Genomic DNA, 16257 nt, shown 5'->3' on the forward strand with positions numbered 1-16257 from the left:
GGGACGCCGATAGGCCGGGGCCACCGGGCCGCACTCGCCCCCACACCCCCCGCCGGACGGCGCCTCGCGGTACCTTCGGCCCGCACGTACGCGACAGCGAAAGAGCGGAGTCACAGCGTGAGCGTCAGGACCACCGAAGGGGCCGACCCGTTCGGGACGGCTCGGCTGCGGCGTGGGGTACTCGATGCCTGGGGCGCCAGCCCCGCCCGGTTCCGGGAGGACGCCAACGCCGAGGAAGACCTCGCGCTCGGCGGCTACCGCGACCGGCTCGTCATCGAGCTGGCCCAGAACGCCGCCGACGCGGCCGCCCGAGCCGGCGTACCCGGCCGGCTCAGGCTGACCCTGCGTCCCGGCGGCCCCGACGCCCCCGCCGTACTCGTCGCCGCCAACACCGGCGCCCCGCTCGACGCGACCGGCGTCGAGTCGCTCAGTACGCTGCGGGCCTCGGCCAAGCGCGAGGGGCACGAGAGCGCCGTCGGCCGGTTCGGCGTCGGGTTCGCCGCCGTGCTCGCCGTCAGCGACGAGCCCGCCGTCATCGGACGGCACGGCGGGGTCCGCTGGTCCCTCGCGGAGGCCCGCGAGCTGGCCGGGCAGGTCGCCCAGGCGAGCCCCGGGCTTGGGGACGAGCTGCGGCGCCGTGACGGACACGTACCGCTGCTGCGGCTGCCGCTGCCTGCGGAGGGCACGGCCCCCGAGGGGTACGACACGGTGGTGATCCTGCCGCTGCGGGACGGCACCGCCGCCGATCTGGTGGCGCGGCTCCTCGCCGGGGTCGATGACGCGCTGCTGCTGACGCTCGCCGGACTCGCCGAGGTCGTGATCGAAACCCTTGACGGTGAGCGGGTGTTGCGCCGCTCGCAGGACGGGCCGTACATCGACGTGGACGACAGCGCGGACGGTGCCACGCACCGCTGGCGGGTCGTCGGTCACCAGGGCGCGACGCCCCCCGCGCTGCTCGAAGGGCGGCCCGTCGAGGAGCGGCTGCGGCCCCACTGGTCCGTCACCTGGGCCGTGCCCGTGGACGGGGAGGGCGCCCCGGCGCGCCCCCGTACCGCGCCCGTCGTGCACGCGCCGACGCCCACGGACGAGCCGCTCGGCGTGCCCGCGCTGCTGATCGCCTCGCTGCCGCTCGACACGACGCGGCGCCATCCCGCGCCGGGACCGCTCACCGACTTCCTGGTCGGGAAGGCGGCCGACGCGTACGCGGAGCTGCTGGGCGGCTGGGAGCCGGTCTCGACCGGCACCATCGATCTGGTGCCGGGCCCGCTCGGCAAGGGCGAGCTGGACGGCCGGCTGCGGGCCGCGATCCTGGAGCGGCTGCCCCGGGTGGCCTTCCTCGCCCCGGCGGCTCCGAGCGAGGAGCTGACCGCGCTGCGGCCGTTCGAGGCGGAGGTCGTGGAGGGCGCGGGCGCCGGCACGGTGGGGGTGCTGGCGGAGGTGCTGCCGACCCTGCTGCCCGCCGGGTTCGAGCGGCGGGTGGAGCTGCGCACGCTGGGCGTCGGGCGGCTGCCGCTCGGCGAGGCCATCGAACGGATCGCGGGCGCCGAGCGCCCGCCGGCCTGGTGGTGGCGGCTGTACGAGTCGCTCGCGGGCGTCGATCCCGAGCGGCTGTCCGGGCTGCCGGTGCCGCTGGCCAACGGCCGTACGACGATCGGGCCGCGCCAGATCCTGCTGCCGCTGCCCGACGCGGTGGGGTCGGCCGAACTCGCGCGGCTGGGGCTGAAGGTGGCGCATCCGGAGGCCGCGCATCCGCTGCTGGAGAAGCTGGGCGCGCTGCCCGCCACGCCCCGCGCCGTACTGACCACCCCGCAGGTGCGCGCGGCGGTCGCCGCTTCGCTGGACGCGGGCGAGGTCTGGGACGAGGACGCCGACACGCCCGACGCGGAAGAACTCGCCGAGATCGTGCTCGGTCTCGTACGGGACGCCGGTCTGGAGGCGGGCGACGAGCCGTGGCTCGGCGCGCTGGCGCTGACCGACGAGGACGGGGAGCTGGCACCGGCCGGTGAACTCGTGCTGCCGGGCGGCTCGTTCGCGTCGGTGCTCCGCGAGGACGAACTCGCCTTCTGTGACGCGGAGCTGGCCGAGCGCTGGGGCGAGCAGCCGCTGGCCGCCTGCGGTGTCCTGGCGGACTTCGCGCTCGTACGGGCCACGGATGTCGTTCTGGACCCCGATGAACTGGAGCCCCGCGAAGGGGACTTCGCCGAGCCCGACGACGCCGGGCTGCTGGACGCCGTCGACGTGTGGTGCGAGGACGTACTGGACCGGCTGCCGGAGACGCCCGTACCGCCGGTCGCGACGGAGATCGTGGCCGTACGGGATCTGGACCTGGTCGACGACGACGCGTGGCCGCGGGCGCTGGCGCTGCTGGCACGGCCGCCGCTGCGGGACGCGCTGACCCAGTCCGTACGGGTGCTGATGCCGGACGGTACGACGGAGACGGTGCGTTCGTACACCGCGTGGTGGCTGCGCGACCATCCCGTACTCGACGGGCGCCGCCCGGCCGGACTGCGGGCCGCGAGCGGTGACCCCCTGCTGGCGGGGCTGTACGACTCCGTGGACGCGACGGGCTTCGACGACGCGCAGGTGCTGCGGGCGCTGGGGGTACGGACCTCGGTCGCCGCGCTGCTGGACGAGCCGGGCGGCGCGGCGGAGCTGCTGGGGAGGCTGGCCGACCCGGAGCGGGACGTGAGCCCGGAGCAGCTGCACGGGCTGTACACGGCGCTCGCGGATCTCGATCCCGAGCAGGTGACGCTCCCGGACGAGCTGCGCGCGGTCGTCGACGGCGAGGTGCGGGTGACCGACGCGGCGGACGCGGTGATCGCGGACGCGCCCGATCTGCTGCCGCTGGCGGGCGGGCTGCCGCTGCTGCCGGTGTCGCCGACCCGGGTGGGCGAGCTGGCCGACCTGCTCCAGGTGCGGCGGCTGAGCGAGGTGGTGGCCGCGGCGGCGGAGGTGACGACGGAGGGCGAGGAGCACACGGTCCCGGAGTCCGTGCGCGTACTGCTCGGCGCGGCCACCCCCGGCACGTATGTGGAGCACGAGGAACTCCTCGCGGGCGGCGTCGAGCTGGACTGGCGCCGCACGCCGGACGGAGTGCTGCACGCGGCGACGCTGGAGGGCGTGGCGGCGGGGCTGGCCTGGGCGGCGGGGCAGTGGCCCCGGCGCTTCGAGGTGGCGGCGCTGCTGGAGGATCCGTCGCGGACGGCGGAGCTGGCCAGGGACCGCTGGTTCGACTGACGGTCCGGGACGGCGTGTTGGCCGTCTCAGACATCAGTCCCAAACATGCCTTCGCGAAAACTTCACCTTTGTGTACAACCTTTCACGTTGGTCCCAGGTCTGGTCAGTCGGGTCAGCAGACCCACAGACCAGACACGGGTCGACCGTGACACTCAGCGTGCAGGTCGAGGTGGTGGCACTGGCCGCCTTGCACGTGGCGGCGTCCTCGTTCTGTTCGAAGCCGTAGTACATGTCCGTGGCGGCGTCCTTGCTGAACCAGATGAACGTCGCCGCGTCGGCGATCCCCGACCTGTGGGACGCGGTGATCGCGATCGACACCTTCTTGGTGGCGGTGGTGCCGACGACGATGGGCTTGCCGCCGTTCACGACGACCTTGCTGATCACCGGAAGCGCGGCGGCGGCCTTCGGCGCGGCGAGCCCCTTGGCCTTCGGCGCGGCGGCGCGGTCCTGCGCCGGGAAGCCGAAGGACGTGATCGCCGGGAGGTCGTCGTGGGACTGAGCCGCCTGGGACGCCGCTACGGCGAGGGCGGACAGGGCCAGGGCGCCGGAGACAGCGGCAACAGTGGCACGTACCTCATCAACGAGGCGGCCACGTACTGGAAGACCGCCGCCTTCGTCCTCTCCAACGAATCCGACATCACGGAGAACTTCACCGCGACCAAGATCCGGATGAAGGGCAAGACCATCACGGTCACCGGCAAGCTGTCGCGCGCCAACTGGGACACCGGCACCTACAAGGGGTACGCCACCCAGGACGTGAAGCTCCAGTTCCGGAAGAAGAACAGCAGCACCTACACCACCGTCAAGACCGTGAAGGGCTCCAGCACCGGCACGCTGAAGACCACGGTCAAGGCGGTCGAGGACGGCTACTGGCGCTGGAGCTTCGCCGGTACGGCCTCGACCCCCGCGGTCAGCGCCACCGGTGACTTCGTCGACGTGAAGTAGCCCGAGCGCGCGGTCGCGACAGTAACCAGGGGGGCCCGGCAGCCGGCCGGGCCCTCCTGATTCCGTCGCCGACGGAGTGGACCACGCGGTGAAGTGGACTACGCCGTGAATCTGCGGCCCACCCACCGCCAGCAGAACTCCAGCGCCGCCGACGCCACCACCGCGATGGCGACCGCCGTCCACGGCATCGTCGTACCCACCAGTTTCAGCGCGAAGAAGTGCTGGAGCCACGGCACGGCCAGCACCACCAGGAACGCCGCTCCCATGGACACCACCAGGCCGATCCGCCACCAGGTGTAGGGCCGCGCCACGATCGCTAGCACCCACATGGAGACCAGGAACAGCGTGAGCGTGGCCGCGCTGGTCTCCGCGTTCAGGGCGTCGGGGCCCGAGTAGTGGCTTCTGGCCAGCAGATACGTGACGAAGGTGGCGATCGCCGCGATGACGCCCGAGGGGATCGCGTACCGCATCACCCTGCGAACGAAGTTCGGCCGGGCGCGCTCGGTGTTCGGGGCCAGCGCCAGGAAGAACGCCGGGATGCCGATCGTCAGCGTGGAGAGCAGCGTCAGATGGCGCGGCAGGAACGGGTACTCCACCTGGAAGCAGGCCACCAGGATCGCCAGCAGCACCGAGTAGACCGTCTTCGTCAGGAAGAGCGTCGCCACGCGCGTGATGTTGCCGATGACCCTGCGGCCCTCGGCGACCACCGACGGCAGCGTCGAGAAGCTGTTGTTCAGCAGCACGATCTGGGCCACGGCGCGCGTCGCCTCCGAGCCCGAGCCCATCGAGACGCCGATGTCCGCGTCCTTCAGCGCCAGGACGTCGTTGACGCCGTCCCCGGTCATCGCGACCGTATGCCCGCGTGACTGGAGCGCGCCGACCATGTCGCGTTTCTGCTGCGGGGTGACCCGGCCGAAGACCGCGCCGGAGTCGAGCGCCTCGGCCATCTCCGCGCGGTCGGCGGGCAGTTGGCGGGCGTCGACGGTGTGCTCCGCGCCCGGCAGGCCGAGCTTTCCGGCCACCGCGCCGACCGAGACCGCGTTGTCGCCGGAGATGACCTTGGCGGCGACGTCCTGTTGCGCGAAGTACGCGAGGGTGTCGGCGGCGTCCGGCCGCAGCCGCTGCTCCAGGACGACGAGCGCGGTCGCGCGGGCCCCGGAGGCGGCGTCGGGGGCGTCCAGCGCACGGTCGGTGCGGGCGAGCAGCAGCACGCGCAGGCCCTGCTGGTTGAGGTGGTCGATCTCGGTGAGCGCGGGATCGTCGGAGGGCAGCAGTACATCGGGCGCGCCGAGCAGCCAGCGGGAGGATCCGCCGGCCGGCTCGCCGAAGGCGGCGCCGCTGTACTTGCGTACGGAGGAGAAGGGCAGCGCCTTCGTGACGGGCCACCGCCCGCTCTCGTCCCGGTACGCGTCGATGATCGCCCGGAGGCTGGCGTTCGGGCGCGGATCGGACTGCCCGATCGCGCCGAGGACCTGCCGTACGTACGTCACGTCCGCGCCGTTCAGCGCGCGCAGCTCGCGCACGTCCATGCCGCCCTCGGTGAGCGTGCCCGTCTTGTCGAGACAGACGACATCGACGCGCGCCAGCCCCTCGATGGCCGGCAGCTCCTGCACCAGGCACTGCTTGCGGCCGAGCCGGATGACCCCGATCGCGAAGGCGACGGAGGTCAGCAGGACGAGGCCCTCGGGGATCATGGGAACAATGCCGCCAACGGTCCTGGCGATGGAGTTCTTGAAGTCGTTCTGCTGGACGACCAGCTGGCTGATGATCAGTCCGAGGGCGGTCGGGATCATCATCCATGTGACGTACTTCAGGATCGTGCTGATGCCGTTGCGCAGCTCGGAGTCGACCAGCGTGAAGCGGGACGCCTCCTCCGCGAGCTGCGCGGCATAGGCGTCGCGGCCGACCTTGGTCGCCCGGAACGCGCCGCCGCCGACGACCACGAAACTGCCGGACATCACCTGGTCGCCTGGACGTTTCAGCACCGGGTCCGCCTCACCGGTGAGCAGCGATTCGTCGACCTCGATGCTGTCGGCCTCGACCATCTCGCCGTCGACCACGACCTTGTCGCCCGGGCCCAGCTCGATGAGGTCCCCGAGGACGATCTCACTGGTGGAGATCTCGGCGGAGACGCCGTCACGCCGTACGGTCGGCTTCGCCTCGCCGATCACCGCGAGCCCGTCCAGGGTCCGCTTGGCGCGCCACTCCTGGATGATGCCGATCCCGGTGTTGGCGATAATCACGAAGCCGAAGAGCGTGTCCTGGATCGGCGCGACGAAGAACATGATCACCCAGAGCACGCCGATGATCGCGTTGAAGCGGGTGAAGACGTTGGCGCGGATGATCTCGGCGAGCGAGCGGCTGCTGCGGACCGGGACGTCGTTGACCTCGCCGCGGGCGACATGCCGCGCCACCTCGGCGGCGGTCAGACCGCTGTGGCGACCGCTGGGCCGGGGCGGTCTCCTGGGGTGTACGGGGTCGAGTTCGGCGCCCGCGTCGATGAGCGGGCCGCTGGAGCCGGTCGGGCCGGTCGGGCCGGTCGGGCCGGATGGGTTGGCCGGGCCGGTTGGGGCGGTCGGGCCGGTTGGATTGGCCGGGTTGGTGGCCGGGCCGGTTGGGGCGGTGGCCGGGCCGGTTGGGTCCGCTGGGTCGGTCGGGCCGTGAGATCCGCGACCGTGCGGCTCGGGGCCATGGGGCTCGGGGCCGTCGGTGTCGATCTTCGCCCGCTGCGTCATGGTTTCGACGGTACGGCCGGCCGGGCGCGTTCACCCGCCGGCCGGGGGGAAGATCCGACCCGGGAACGAGGCGGATCGTCCTCCGGCAGTACGGCGAGGGGGCCTGGGATGAGACTTCGGCCGGGGCTCGGGTTCGGGTTCGTCGGGTTCGGGGTCGGGCGCGGGCCTCGGGGGTGAGGTTGGGTGCGGGCCTCGGAGGCGAGTTCGGGTGCGGGCTCGGAAGAGGCCGCGGCTCAGGAGGTGCCGTGGGGGTGGTCGGAGCCGTCCGCCCCGTTCGTTCCGTCCGTCCCGTCCGACGTGCGCGCCGCCGCGGCTGCCGCGCGCTTGATCGCCGCGTCCCGTCCCCGTACGTACCAGATGCCGATGAGCCCGAGCCCGCCGCCGGCGAGGCAGGTCCAGATCCACCAGGTGTGCCCGTGGTCACTGAACCAGCCATAGAACGGGAGCTGAAGAAGGAAGAGGGCGAACCAGATGATCGTGCCGCCCGTGATGGTGCCGACGACCGGCCCCTCCAGGGGCTCGGGGGCCGCACGCCGGGGAGTTCCCGTCCAAGAACCGGTCATGCCCGTCAGTCTATGCGGGGCCCTGAGGGGGGCGCGGAGGCGGGCGTGGGGAGGGTCTACGCGCGGAGATAGCGATCTTCGACTCATGTATTCATACTGAAACGGTTTCTGGCTGACTTGTTTTGTTCGTTTGAATGTCCAAGTCTGGCTCAAGTCCGTCTGATGTCGCTCGCTCGTCCGCTCTTTTCCCGTCCTGCACGTCCTTCCGCACGTCCTTCTTCCTTCTCGTACGACGACTGAGGTTCCGCATGCCCCCCTCGGCCACCGCTCCGGTCGGTTCCGACGCCCAGCCGCCGACCCCCGGGCAGCCGTCCGGCGGGCTGGACCGGTTCTTCAAGATCTCGGAGCGCGGCTCCACGGTCGGCCGTGAGGTACGCGGCGGCTTCGCCACCTTCTTCGCGATGGCGTACATCATCGTGCTGAACCCGATCATTCTCGGCAGCGCGAAGGACATGTACGGGCATCAGCTCGACAACGGCCAGCTGGTCACCGCGACCGTGCTGACCGCCGCGTTCTCCACTCTGCTGATGGGGGTCATCGGCAATGTGCCGATCGCCCTGGCGGCCGGCCTCGGCATCAACACCGTCGTAGCCCTCCAGCTCGCCCCCAGGATGAGCTGGCCGGACGCGATGGGCATGGTCGTACTCGCCGGTCTCGTGGTGATGCTGCTGGTGGCGACCGGTCTGCGGGAGCGCGTGATGAGCGCTGTGCCGATCGGGCTGCGCAAGGGCATCGCGATCGGTATCGGCCTGTTCATCATGCTGATCGGGCTGGTCGACTCCGGCTTCGTGTCGCGTATCCCGGACATCGCCCAGACCACCGTGCCGCTCCAGCTCGGCTCCGACGGTCATCTGTACGGCTGGCCGGTGCTGGTCTTCGCCATCGGGGTGCTGCTGACGCTCGCGCTGATCATCCGCAAGGTGCCGGGCGCGATCCTGATCTCCATCGTGGCGATGACGGTGGTGGCGATGATCATCGACGCGGTCGCGAAGGTGCCGAGCTGGGGACTGACGACCCCGAAGTGGCCGGGGAATCCGGTCTCCACCCCGGACTTCAGCCTGATCGGGGACTTCAGTCTCTTCGGCGGCTTCGAGAAGGTCGGCGTCCTGACCGGTGTGCTGTTCGTCTTCACCGTGCTGCTGTCGTCCTTCTTCGACGCCATGGGCACGATCCTCGGCGTCGGTGACGAGGCCAAGCTGATGGACAAGCAGGGGAACCTGCCCGGTATCAACAAGGTCCTCTTCGTCGACGGCATCGCGGTGGCGGCCGGCGGCGCGTCCTCGGCCTCGGCGAACACCTGCTTCGTGGAGTCCACGGCCGGTGTCGGCGAGGGCGCGAGGACCGGACTGGCCTCCATCGTCTCGGGTCTGCTCTTCACGGTGGCGCTGTTCCTCACGCCACTGGCGACGATGGTCCCGTCCCAGGCGGCGACGCCCGCTCTGGTCGCGGTCGGCTTCCTGATCCTGGCCGGTTCGGTACGGGACATCGACTGGAGCGACTTCACCATCGCCGTTCCGGCCTTCCTGGCGATGGTGATGATGCCGTTCACGTACTCGATCACCAACGGCATCGGCATCGGCTTCATCAGCTTCAGCGTGCTGCGGCTGGCGGCCGGGCGGGGGCGTGAGGTGCCGGTGGCGATGTATGTCGTCTCGGCGGTCTTCGTCTTCTACTACGCGATGCCGGCGCTCGGTCTGACGTAGCGGCCGGGCCCAGGGTCCGCGGGGGCCGCCTCATTTCACCCCGGATTCGTTCACCCCGTAGAACTTCTCCGTCTCCTCGACGGCCGACGTGAAGCGTTCGTCGAAGTCATCGCGAATGAGCGTCTGGACCACATAGTCCTGGACGCTCATTCCGCGTATGGCGGCATGGCGCCGGAGCCGGTCGAGCAGCTCACCGTCGATCCGCAGGCTGAGCACTGTCGATCCCATACGCACCAGGGTCGGGCCCGTACGCGCCCTGGTGTGTCACGTTCCGCAGCGCTCTCACTCGTTCGGGTGACCCTTCGCATGATCTTTGCGGTCGCTGCGGAGCATGTTGTGGGGCGCGTGTAGCCGGGTGGTATTTAGGTTGGGTAATGAGTTACGCTAACAAACATGCCTGACCTGCTCCACGGCGACGAAAACGAAGCCGCCGTGAACTCCCTGCGCTCCGCCGTCATGCGGCTGGGCCGGCGCCTGAAGCACCAACGTGTCGACGAGTCGCTGAGTCCCACCGAGATGTCGGTGCTGGGCACCCTCGCGCGCTGTGGTTCCGCCACCCCGGGCGAGCTGGCGCGCAAGGAGCATGTCCAGCCGCCGTCGATGACCCGCATCGTGGCGCTGCTGGAAGCGAAGGGTCTCGTCAGGCTCGAGCCGCACCCCGACGACCGTCGGCAGAAGGTGGTCAGCCAGACAGAACGGGCCGAGGCGATGCTCGAAGAGAGCCGTCGCAAGCGCAATGTCTGGCTGGCGTCCCTCGCTGAAGGCCTGGACGATGACGAGTGGGCGAAGCTGCGCGCTGCCGCCCCCGTACTGGAGAAGCTCGCCCACTTGTAATCCGCGCGCCGTAAGGAGGCGAACCCACTTTGAGTACGGGATCCGGAGCAGACTCCGCCCCCGCACCGAAATCCACCCACGACCTCACCACCTCGGACAGAGCGAACAAGACGTCGGGCAAGACGACGTCGGGCAAGGCCACTTCGGGCAAGGCCACTTCGGACAAGGCGACTTCCGAGAAGACGACTTCCGGGAAGACGACTTCGGAGCGTGCGACTCAGGACAGCTGTCCGCGCGACAGCGGCACATCCGCAAGCGGGATAGCCGACAGCGGCACACCCGGCAGCGACATATCCGACAGTGGGACACGTGCCGGCGGGACACTCGCGATCGGCACACCCGACAGCGGTATAGCCATACCTGACAGCGATATATCCGACAGCGGCATATCCGACGGTGAGATACCCGACGGCGCGGCCGTCGAGCGCACGACCGGCGGCGGGACGTTCTCGTCGCTGAAGATCCGCAACTACCGGCTGTTCGCGACGGGCGCCGTCGTCTCCAACATCGGTACGTGGATGTCCCGGATCACCCAGGACTGGCTGGTCCTCAGCCTGACCGGCTCATCGGCGGCCGTCGGCATCACGACGGCCCTCCAGTTTCTGCCGATGCTGCTCTTCGGCCTCTACGGCGGCGTCATCGCCGACCGCTACCCGAAGCGTCAGATCCTGCTCTTCACCCAGGGCGCGATGGGCCTGTGCGGTCTCGCGCTCGCCTTCCTCACACTCTCCGGACACGTCCAGGTCTGGCACGTCTATCTGATCGCCTTCCTTCTCGGCATGGTGACGGTCGTCGACAACCCGAGCCGCCAGTCCTTCGTCTCCGAGATGGTCGGCCCGAGCCAGCTGCGCAACGCGGTCAGCCTCAACTCGGCCAACTTCCAGTCCGCCCGGCTCATCGGCCCCGCCGTCGCGGGCGTCCTGATCACCACGGTCGGCAGCGGCTGGGCGTTCATGCTCAACGGCCTGTCCTTCATCGCCCCGCTCACCGGCCTGCTGCTGATGCGCCAGCACGAGCTGCACAAGTCCGTCCGCGTACCGCGCGGAAAGGGCCAGCTCAGGGAGGGACTGAGCTATGTGCGAGGCCGCCCCGAGCTGATCTGGCCGATCGTCCTCGTCGGCTTCATCGGCACCTTCGGCTTCAACTTCCCGATCTGGCTGACGGCCTTCGCGCACGAGGTCTACGACGGCGGCGCCGGGCTGTACTCCTTCTTCAACATCCTGATGGCGGCCGGCTCCCTGGCGGGCGCCCTGCTCGCCGCCCGGCGCGGCACCAGCCGGCTGCGGCTGCTCGTCCTCGCGGCGATGGCCTTCGGCGTGCTGGAGATCGTAGTGTCCTTCTCGCCGTGGGTCTGGCTGTTCTCGCTGCTGCTCCTGCCCATCGGCATGCTCGGCCTGACGACCAACATCAGCGCCAACACGAGCGTCCAGATGGCGTCCGACCCCGAGATGCGGGGCCGCGTGATGAGCCTCTACATGATGGTCTTCGTCGGCGGCACCCCCATCGGCGGCCCGCTGCTGGGCTGGGTCACCGATACGTACGGCGCCCGCGTCGGCTTCGCCACCGGCGGCCTGGTCTCACTGCTCGCGGCGGCGACGATCGGCCTGATCCTGACCCGGGTGGCGGGGGTACGGCTGAAGGTCGGCCTGCGCGGCGGACGGCCGCATGTGGCGTTCGTACCGAAGAAGGAAGAGCTGGCGACGGCGGCGTAGACGCGGTGGAGGCAGTGGACGGAGGATGGCCCCGACCGGGTGGGTGTGGTCGGGGCCATCACCGTGCGGAGGCGAGGGGTCAGCTGCGGGGGAACCTGTCGGCCTTCAGGGTAAGGACCTTCTTTTCCGCGCCCATGGCGATCCTGACGGTCTCTACGACGGCGGTCATCCTGGCGCTCCTCCACGCTGCCACGAAGTCGCGGCAGCAGCGCAGTACAACGATACGCACGGTGACCCGGTTACGTACGGTTTCGGATGGCTGGGAGACTCGGCTTCATGAGCAGGGGAGGTTCATGACCATGAGACTGTTCGCCGCCGTACTGCCGCCCGCCGAAGCCGTCGAGGAACTGGACCGTGCCGTGGGCCGTCTCCGGGAGCTGCCCGGTGCTGAGGGGTTGCGGTGGACCGGCCGCGACGGGTGGCACTTCACGCTCGCCTTCATGGGGGAGGTCGAGGACCGGCTGCTCCCCGAACTGACCGAGCGCCTGGAGCGGGCCGCGCGGCGTACGGAGCCGTTTCCGCTCCGTATCCACGGGGGCGGGCACTTCGGCGGACGGGCCCTGTGGGCCGGGGCCGCCGGGGGGATCGGCGACATGCGCCTCCTCGCGGAGCGCGCCGACGCGGCGGCGCGGCGGACCGGGGTGCCGATGGAGGAGCACCGCCACTATCAGGCACATCTGACGCTCGCGCGCAGCCGTGGCAGCCGTGGCAGCCGTGGCGGCGGTAGGGAGGGGGGTGCGACGAGTGTGACGGGTGTGACGGGTGTGACGGGTGTGACTGACAGTACGGACGTGGACCTGCGGCTGTACGCGGAGGCCCTGAGCGGGTTCGAGGGCACGCCGTGGCAGGTGGCCGAGCTGGTGCTCGTACACAGCCGGCTGCCGGTCAGCGGGGTCCCGGGGGAGCAGCCGCGGTACGAGGCGGTCGCGCGCATGCCGCTCGGCCGGGCCCGGCCGGGCGGCGGGGCCCTGCCGGGGGCGTCCGGGTAACCCGGCCGCCGGTGCTGTCACCCCCGGCCGTTAACCTCGACGTGTGGACCCCAAAACCCGGAACCGCATCATGGCGGGCGTGCTTGTGCTGATGTTCGCGATCATCGCTGTGGCGGCCGCGGTCGGTTAGGTCCTGTCCGGCTGGACAGGACCTGGTCACCGGCCCCGGCCGCGCTCAGCCGCGTCCGTCGGCTACCAGGCGAAGGCCTCCGGCGACGGGCCAGTACCCGGGAAGATCTCGTCCAGCGAGGACAGGACCTCCTCCGACAGCTCCAGCTCGACCGCGCGCTGCGCCGACTCCAGCTGCTCCAGCGTCCGCGGGCCGACGATCGGGCCCGTCACCCCGGGCCGGGTGAGCAGCCAGGCCAGCGCCGCCTCGCCGGGGTCGATGCCGTGCTTGTCGAGCAGGTCCTCGTACGACTGGACCTGCGCCCGGATCTTCGTATTGGCGAGCCCGCTGCCCGAACGGCCCTGGGCCGTGCGGGATCCGCCGCCCTCGCGCTCCTTGCGGATCGCGCCGCCCAGCAGACCGCCGCTCAGCGGCGACCAGGGGATGACCCCGAGGCCGTACTCCTGCGCGGCCGGGATGACCTCCATCTCGGCGCGGCGCTCGGCCAGGTTGTACAGGCACTGCTCACTGACCAGACCGTACGAACCGAGCCTGCGGGCCGTCTCATTGGTCTGCGCGATCTTCCAGCCGGGGAAGTTGGAGGAGCCCGCGTAAAGGATCTTGCCCTGCTGGATCAGGGTGTCGATGGCCTGCCAGATCTCCTCGACCGGGGTGTCCCGGTCGATGTGGTGGAACTGGTAGAGATCGATGTGGTCGGTCTGGAGCCGCTTGAGGCTGGCGTCGACCGCGCGGCGGATATTGAGGGCGGAGAGCTTGTCGTGGTTGGGCCACGCGGGGCCGTCGCCGCCCATGTTCCCGTAGACCTTGGTGGCGAGGACGACCTTGTCGCGGCGGTCGCCGCCCTTGGCGAACCAGGTGCCGAGGATCTCCTCGGTACGGCCCTTGTTGTCGCCCCAGCCGTAGACATTGGCAGTGTCGAAGAAATTGATGCCCGCGTCGAGCGCGGCGTCCATGATCGTGTGACTGTCGGCCTCGTTGGTGAGCGGGCCGAAGTTCATCGTCCCGAGGACGAGTCGGCTTACCTTGAGTCCGGTGCGTCCGAGCTGCGTGTACTTCATGACTCCACAGCCAACGCGTTCGAGCGCACTCGAAGCAACCCCTGCTGGGCCTTGTGGCCGTCTCGGCTCGTCTCGGCTTGTCTCGGGGCGCCCTCGGCTCGCCCCCGGGTCGCCCCCGGGGTCGCCCTCGGTTCGTAGTGGTTCGTAGTGGTTCGTGGCGGTTCTTATCAGTTCGCGAACGCGTCGATGGCCGACCGTACTTCGCGACGTTCCGCCGTACTGCCTTTGTGTCCCGCGTCCTCGATGATGATCAGCCGCGCGTCCGGCCAGACGCGGGCCAGCTCCCATGCCGTACCGAGCGGCGCGCCCAGATCGAAGCGGCCGTGCACCAGGACGCCCGGGATCCCCGCCAGCCGCCCCGCGTCGCGCAGCAGCGCGCCCTCGTCGAGCCAGGCGCCGTGCGAGAAGTAGTGCGCGCAGATACGGACGACGGCACGCCGGGCGGCGGGTTCCCGCTCACCGAACGGATGGGCCGAGCCGTGCGGCTCCATGGAGAGTACGGCGTCCTCCCAGGCGCACCAGTCGGCCGTGGCCCGCTCCCGTACGGCGGGGTCGGGGTGCTCCGTCAGCCGGGCGTAGGCGGCGACGAGATCGGCGGCGCGCTCGCCGCGCTCGGCCTCCGGGACGCCTGCGCGGAAGCGTTCCCACTGCTCGGGGAAGATCTGTCCGGCACCCCCGTACAGCCACTCGATCTCCGACCGCCGGGTCGTGGTGACTCCGGAGATGACGATCTCGGAGACCCGCTCCGGGTGCCTCTCGGCGTACGCGAGGATCAGCGTCGAGCCCCAGGAGCCGCCGAACAGCAGCCAGCGGTCGATCCCCAGATGGATCCGCAACCGCTCCATGTCGGCGATGAGATGGTCGGTGGTGTTGTGGCGCAGATCGGCGGCCGGGTCGCTCGCGTGCGGGGTGCTGCGTCCGCAGTTGCGCTGGTCGAACAGGACGGTGCGGTAGCGCTCGGGGTCGAAGAACCGCCGGGAACGCGGGCCGGTTCCCGATCCGGGGCCGCCGTGCACGACGAGGGCGGGCTTGCCTCGCGGATTGCCGCAGACTTGCCAGTGGACGAGGTTGCCGTCACCGACGTCGAGCATGCCGTGGTCGTAGGGGTCGGTGGGCGGGTAGAGCGGGTCCGGTGACTGGGTCTGGGGTTGGGGGTGAGTCTGGGATTGGGGGTGAGTCTGGGGTTGGGATTGGGGCTGAGGCATGGGGTGGGCTCCATGGGTGCGGCGCGCGGAGTGATGGTTCGGTTCGGTTCGTTTCAGTTCGTTTCGGTGAGGACGGCGCCGACCTTACCGACGCGCCCTGGCCGCCGGCCGTGGCGGAGTACGCGTAGCGATGCCGCCGGAGCCCCGGGCGGCCACGAAGAAGGGCGCCGGCATGGTGGTGAGATCTACGACCACGGACGGGCCCTCGTCATACGTGTTGAGGGTGTGCGAGTAGAAGGCGGATGACACCTCGAACCAGCGGGCGGCTATGGGTGTTGGTCGCGAAGTCGTTGTCAGGAACCGGACCGTCGTACGGCTCGCCCAGCTTGCGGGCCACGGCGGCCGACCGTATCCAGCGGTTGCGGTACCACTCGGCGCGGCCGTTCCGTAGGCGTACGCCGTGGACCATCCCGTCGCCGAGCGCGGGGGTGGAGTGGGGCGGCGGGGCTCCGGCTTGGCGGGCTGGTGTGGGTGGGTGGTTGGGGCGCATGCCCCGCTGGTCCGGGAGGGTTCTTCGACTGCGGGTGAGGACCAAGAGGTAACCCTGGTGACCCGGGGGTGTGGTGTCGGGTGGGGGCCGCCCCTGAGGCTTCAGTGTCGCGGCTCCGGGTCGGGCGTCAAGGGCGCTCCTCCGTCGCGTCGGCTGCGCCGATTGCGCTGCGCTCCACCCTTGACTCCCGTCCCTGCACCGCAAGTGCTGCTTTGAGGGGGCGGCCCGGGGGTAGACCGTACACCCTGGGAATTGGGAATCACCAGGTCAGAGCACAGGAAAGAGCCCCGCCCGGCATGTGGCCGGACGGGGCTGGTTTGCAGTCTGAGGTGGGGCTACGCGATGCGGCGCCCGGTGGTGTTCATGGCTGTCCGGGTTTGCGGCTGGACGAACGCGGCGGCGGGGAAGGGGGCTCCGTCGTAGGTGTACGGGTAGTCGATGCCGATGTCTGCGAGGAGTACAGCCGCGCGCCGTTCTCGTTGAACGATGCCGAGTTCCATGGTGGTTTCCGCCTGTAGCCGGAACAGTTCTTGTGCTTGCTCACGCGTCGGGCTCGTCCAGGGCTTAGACCGTGTCCTACATGGTCAGTTGGCAGTTGCGTTGGGCATGGGGAGTGGACAGTGGGGATGGATCCTTCCGGACGGGCTGTGGGAGCT

Annotated in this window: 13 protein-coding genes and 2 pseudogenes; 7 read left to right on the forward strand and 8 right to left on the reverse strand. The window is 70.3% G+C overall.

What is annotated here, in order from left to right; all coding sequences use genetic code 11:
- The first annotated feature begins 117 nt into the window (after positions 1–117).
- On the forward strand, positions 118–3237 hold the full coding sequence (locus tag ACZ7LS_RS25600) for a sacsin N-terminal ATP-binding-like domain-containing protein (RefSeq protein WP_385136407.1): 3120 nt from the start codon (positions 118–120) through the stop codon (positions 3235–3237).
- Positions 3238–3270: 33 nt separating this feature from the next.
- Here ACZ7LS_RS25600 and ACZ7LS_RS25605 read toward each other — a convergent pair whose 3' ends face one another.
- Entirely contained in the window at positions 3271–3603 is a 333-nt protein-coding gene (locus ACZ7LS_RS25605) for a DUF5707 domain-containing protein (RefSeq protein WP_385136421.1), read from the reverse strand.
- Here ACZ7LS_RS25605 and ACZ7LS_RS25610 point away from each other — a divergent pair.
- Positions 3485–3736, forward strand: a complete 252-nt coding sequence (locus ACZ7LS_RS25610) for a hypothetical protein (RefSeq protein WP_385136426.1) — start codon at positions 3485–3487, stop codon at positions 3734–3736. The two genes, ACZ7LS_RS25605 and ACZ7LS_RS25610, sit on opposite strands and share 119 nt — an antisense overlap.
- 173 nt (positions 3737–3909) lie before the next feature.
- Positions 3910–4182: pseudogene (locus tag ACZ7LS_RS25615) on the forward strand (calcium-binding protein); the annotation flags it as partial.
- Positions 4183–4280: 98 nt separating this feature from the next.
- Here ACZ7LS_RS25615 and ACZ7LS_RS25620 read toward each other — a convergent pair.
- Both ACZ7LS_RS25620 and ACZ7LS_RS25625 read right to left on the reverse strand, forming a co-directional pair.
- Positions 4281–6917: an HAD-IC family P-type ATPase gene (locus ACZ7LS_RS25620; protein WP_385136410.1), complete on the reverse strand. Its 2637-nt coding sequence runs from the start codon at positions 6915–6917 to the stop codon at positions 4281–4283.
- Positions 6918–7150: 233 nt separating this feature from the next.
- A complete protein-coding gene (locus ACZ7LS_RS25625) occupies positions 7151–7480 on the reverse strand; it encodes a DUF2530 domain-containing protein (RefSeq protein WP_385136413.1) in 330 nt (109 codons plus the stop codon).
- Between the two features lie 248 nt (positions 7481–7728).
- Between ACZ7LS_RS25625 and ACZ7LS_RS25630 the strand changes: the two genes are divergently transcribed.
- On the forward strand, positions 7729–9183 hold the full coding sequence (locus tag ACZ7LS_RS25630; protein WP_382527294.1) for an NCS2 family permease: 1455 nt from the start codon (positions 7729–7731) through the stop codon (positions 9181–9183).
- Positions 9184–9213: 30 nt separating this feature from the next.
- Here ACZ7LS_RS25630 and ACZ7LS_RS25635 read toward each other — a convergent pair whose 3' ends face one another.
- Positions 9214–9411, reverse strand: a complete 198-nt coding sequence (locus ACZ7LS_RS25635; RefSeq protein ID WP_382527291.1) for a ribbon-helix-helix protein, CopG family — start codon at positions 9409–9411, stop codon at positions 9214–9216.
- Between the two features lie 165 nt (positions 9412–9576).
- On the opposite strand from ACZ7LS_RS25635, the gene ACZ7LS_RS25640 reads away from it, so the two are divergent.
- The 3 genes from ACZ7LS_RS25640 to thpR all read left to right on the forward strand — a co-directional run bounded on the left by ACZ7LS_RS25640 (position 9577) and on the right by thpR (position 12718).
- Positions 9577–10017 (forward strand): MarR family winged helix-turn-helix transcriptional regulator, encoded by a 441-nt coding sequence (locus ACZ7LS_RS25640; protein ID WP_030351310.1) that lies wholly within the window; start codon positions 9577–9579, stop codon positions 10015–10017.
- A 386-nt stretch (positions 10018–10403) separates the two neighbouring features.
- Positions 10404–11729 (forward strand): MFS transporter, encoded by a 1326-nt coding sequence (locus ACZ7LS_RS25645; protein WP_382527397.1) that lies wholly within the window; start codon positions 10404–10406, stop codon positions 11727–11729.
- Between the two features lie 299 nt (positions 11730–12028).
- Positions 12029–12718, forward strand: coding sequence for an RNA 2',3'-cyclic phosphodiesterase (thpR, locus tag ACZ7LS_RS25650; protein ID WP_385136424.1), 690 nt, complete (start codon positions 12029–12031; stop codon positions 12716–12718).
- 192 nt (positions 12719–12910) lie between these two features.
- Here the strand turns inward: thpR and ACZ7LS_RS25655 are convergent, their stop codons facing one another.
- The 4 genes and pseudogenes from ACZ7LS_RS25655 to ACZ7LS_RS25670 all read right to left on the reverse strand — a co-directional run bounded on the left by ACZ7LS_RS25655 (position 12911) and on the right by ACZ7LS_RS25670 (position 16101).
- A complete protein-coding gene (locus tag ACZ7LS_RS25655; protein ID WP_382527287.1) occupies positions 12911–13906 on the reverse strand; it encodes an aldo/keto reductase in 996 nt (331 codons plus the stop codon).
- 167 nt (positions 13907–14073) lie between these two features.
- The gene (pip, locus tag ACZ7LS_RS25660; protein WP_385136416.1) at positions 14074–14997 is read right to left on the reverse strand and encodes a prolyl aminopeptidase; all 924 of its coding nucleotides are present in this window, start codon (positions 14995–14997) and stop codon (positions 14074–14076) included.
- A gap of 373 nt (positions 14998–15370) precedes the next feature.
- Positions 15371–15532, reverse strand: a pseudogene (locus ACZ7LS_RS25665) (carotenoid oxygenase family protein); the annotation flags it as partial.
- Positions 15533–15936: 404 nt separating this feature from the next.
- Positions 15937–16101 carry a hypothetical protein gene (locus tag ACZ7LS_RS25670; RefSeq protein ID WP_385136418.1) on the reverse strand — a complete coding sequence of 55 codons (165 nt, stop codon included), beginning with the start codon at positions 16099–16101 and terminating at the stop codon, positions 15937–15939.
- Between the last annotated feature and the right edge of the window lie 156 nt (positions 16102–16257).

It is taken from the genome of Streptomyces sp. NPDC039430 (assembly GCF_055639435.1).

Coding starts and splice junctions, on each gene's coding strand:
- ACZ7LS_RS25620 (WP_385136410.1), bottom strand. CDS start 6,917: ATGACGCAGCGGGCGAAGATCGACACCGACGGCCCCGAGCCCCATGGC.
- ACZ7LS_RS25625 (WP_385136413.1), bottom strand. CDS start 7,480: ATGACCGGTTCTTGGACGGGAACTCCCCGGCGTGCGGCCCCCGAGCCC.
- ACZ7LS_RS25630 (WP_382527294.1), top strand. CDS start 7,729: ATGCCCCCCTCGGCCACCGCTCCGGTCGGTTCCGACGCCCAGCCGCCG.
- ACZ7LS_RS25635 (WP_382527291.1), bottom strand. CDS start 9,411: ATGGGATCGACAGTGCTCAGCCTGCGGATCGACGGTGAGCTGCTCGAC.
- ACZ7LS_RS25640 (WP_030351310.1), top strand. CDS start 9,577: ATGCCTGACCTGCTCCACGGCGACGAAAACGAAGCCGCCGTGAACTCC.
- thpR (WP_385136424.1), top strand. CDS start 12,029: ATGAGACTGTTCGCCGCCGTACTGCCGCCCGCCGAAGCCGTCGAGGAA.
- ACZ7LS_RS25655 (WP_382527287.1), bottom strand. CDS start 13,906: ATGAAGTACACGCAGCTCGGACGCACCGGACTCAAGGTAAGCCGACTC.
- pip (WP_385136416.1), bottom strand. CDS start 14,997: ATGCTCGACGTCGGTGACGGCAACCTCGTCCACTGGCAAGTCTGCGGC.
- ACZ7LS_RS25670 (WP_385136418.1), bottom strand. CDS start 16,101: ATGGAACTCGGCATCGTTCAACGAGAACGGCGCGCGGCTGTACTCCTC.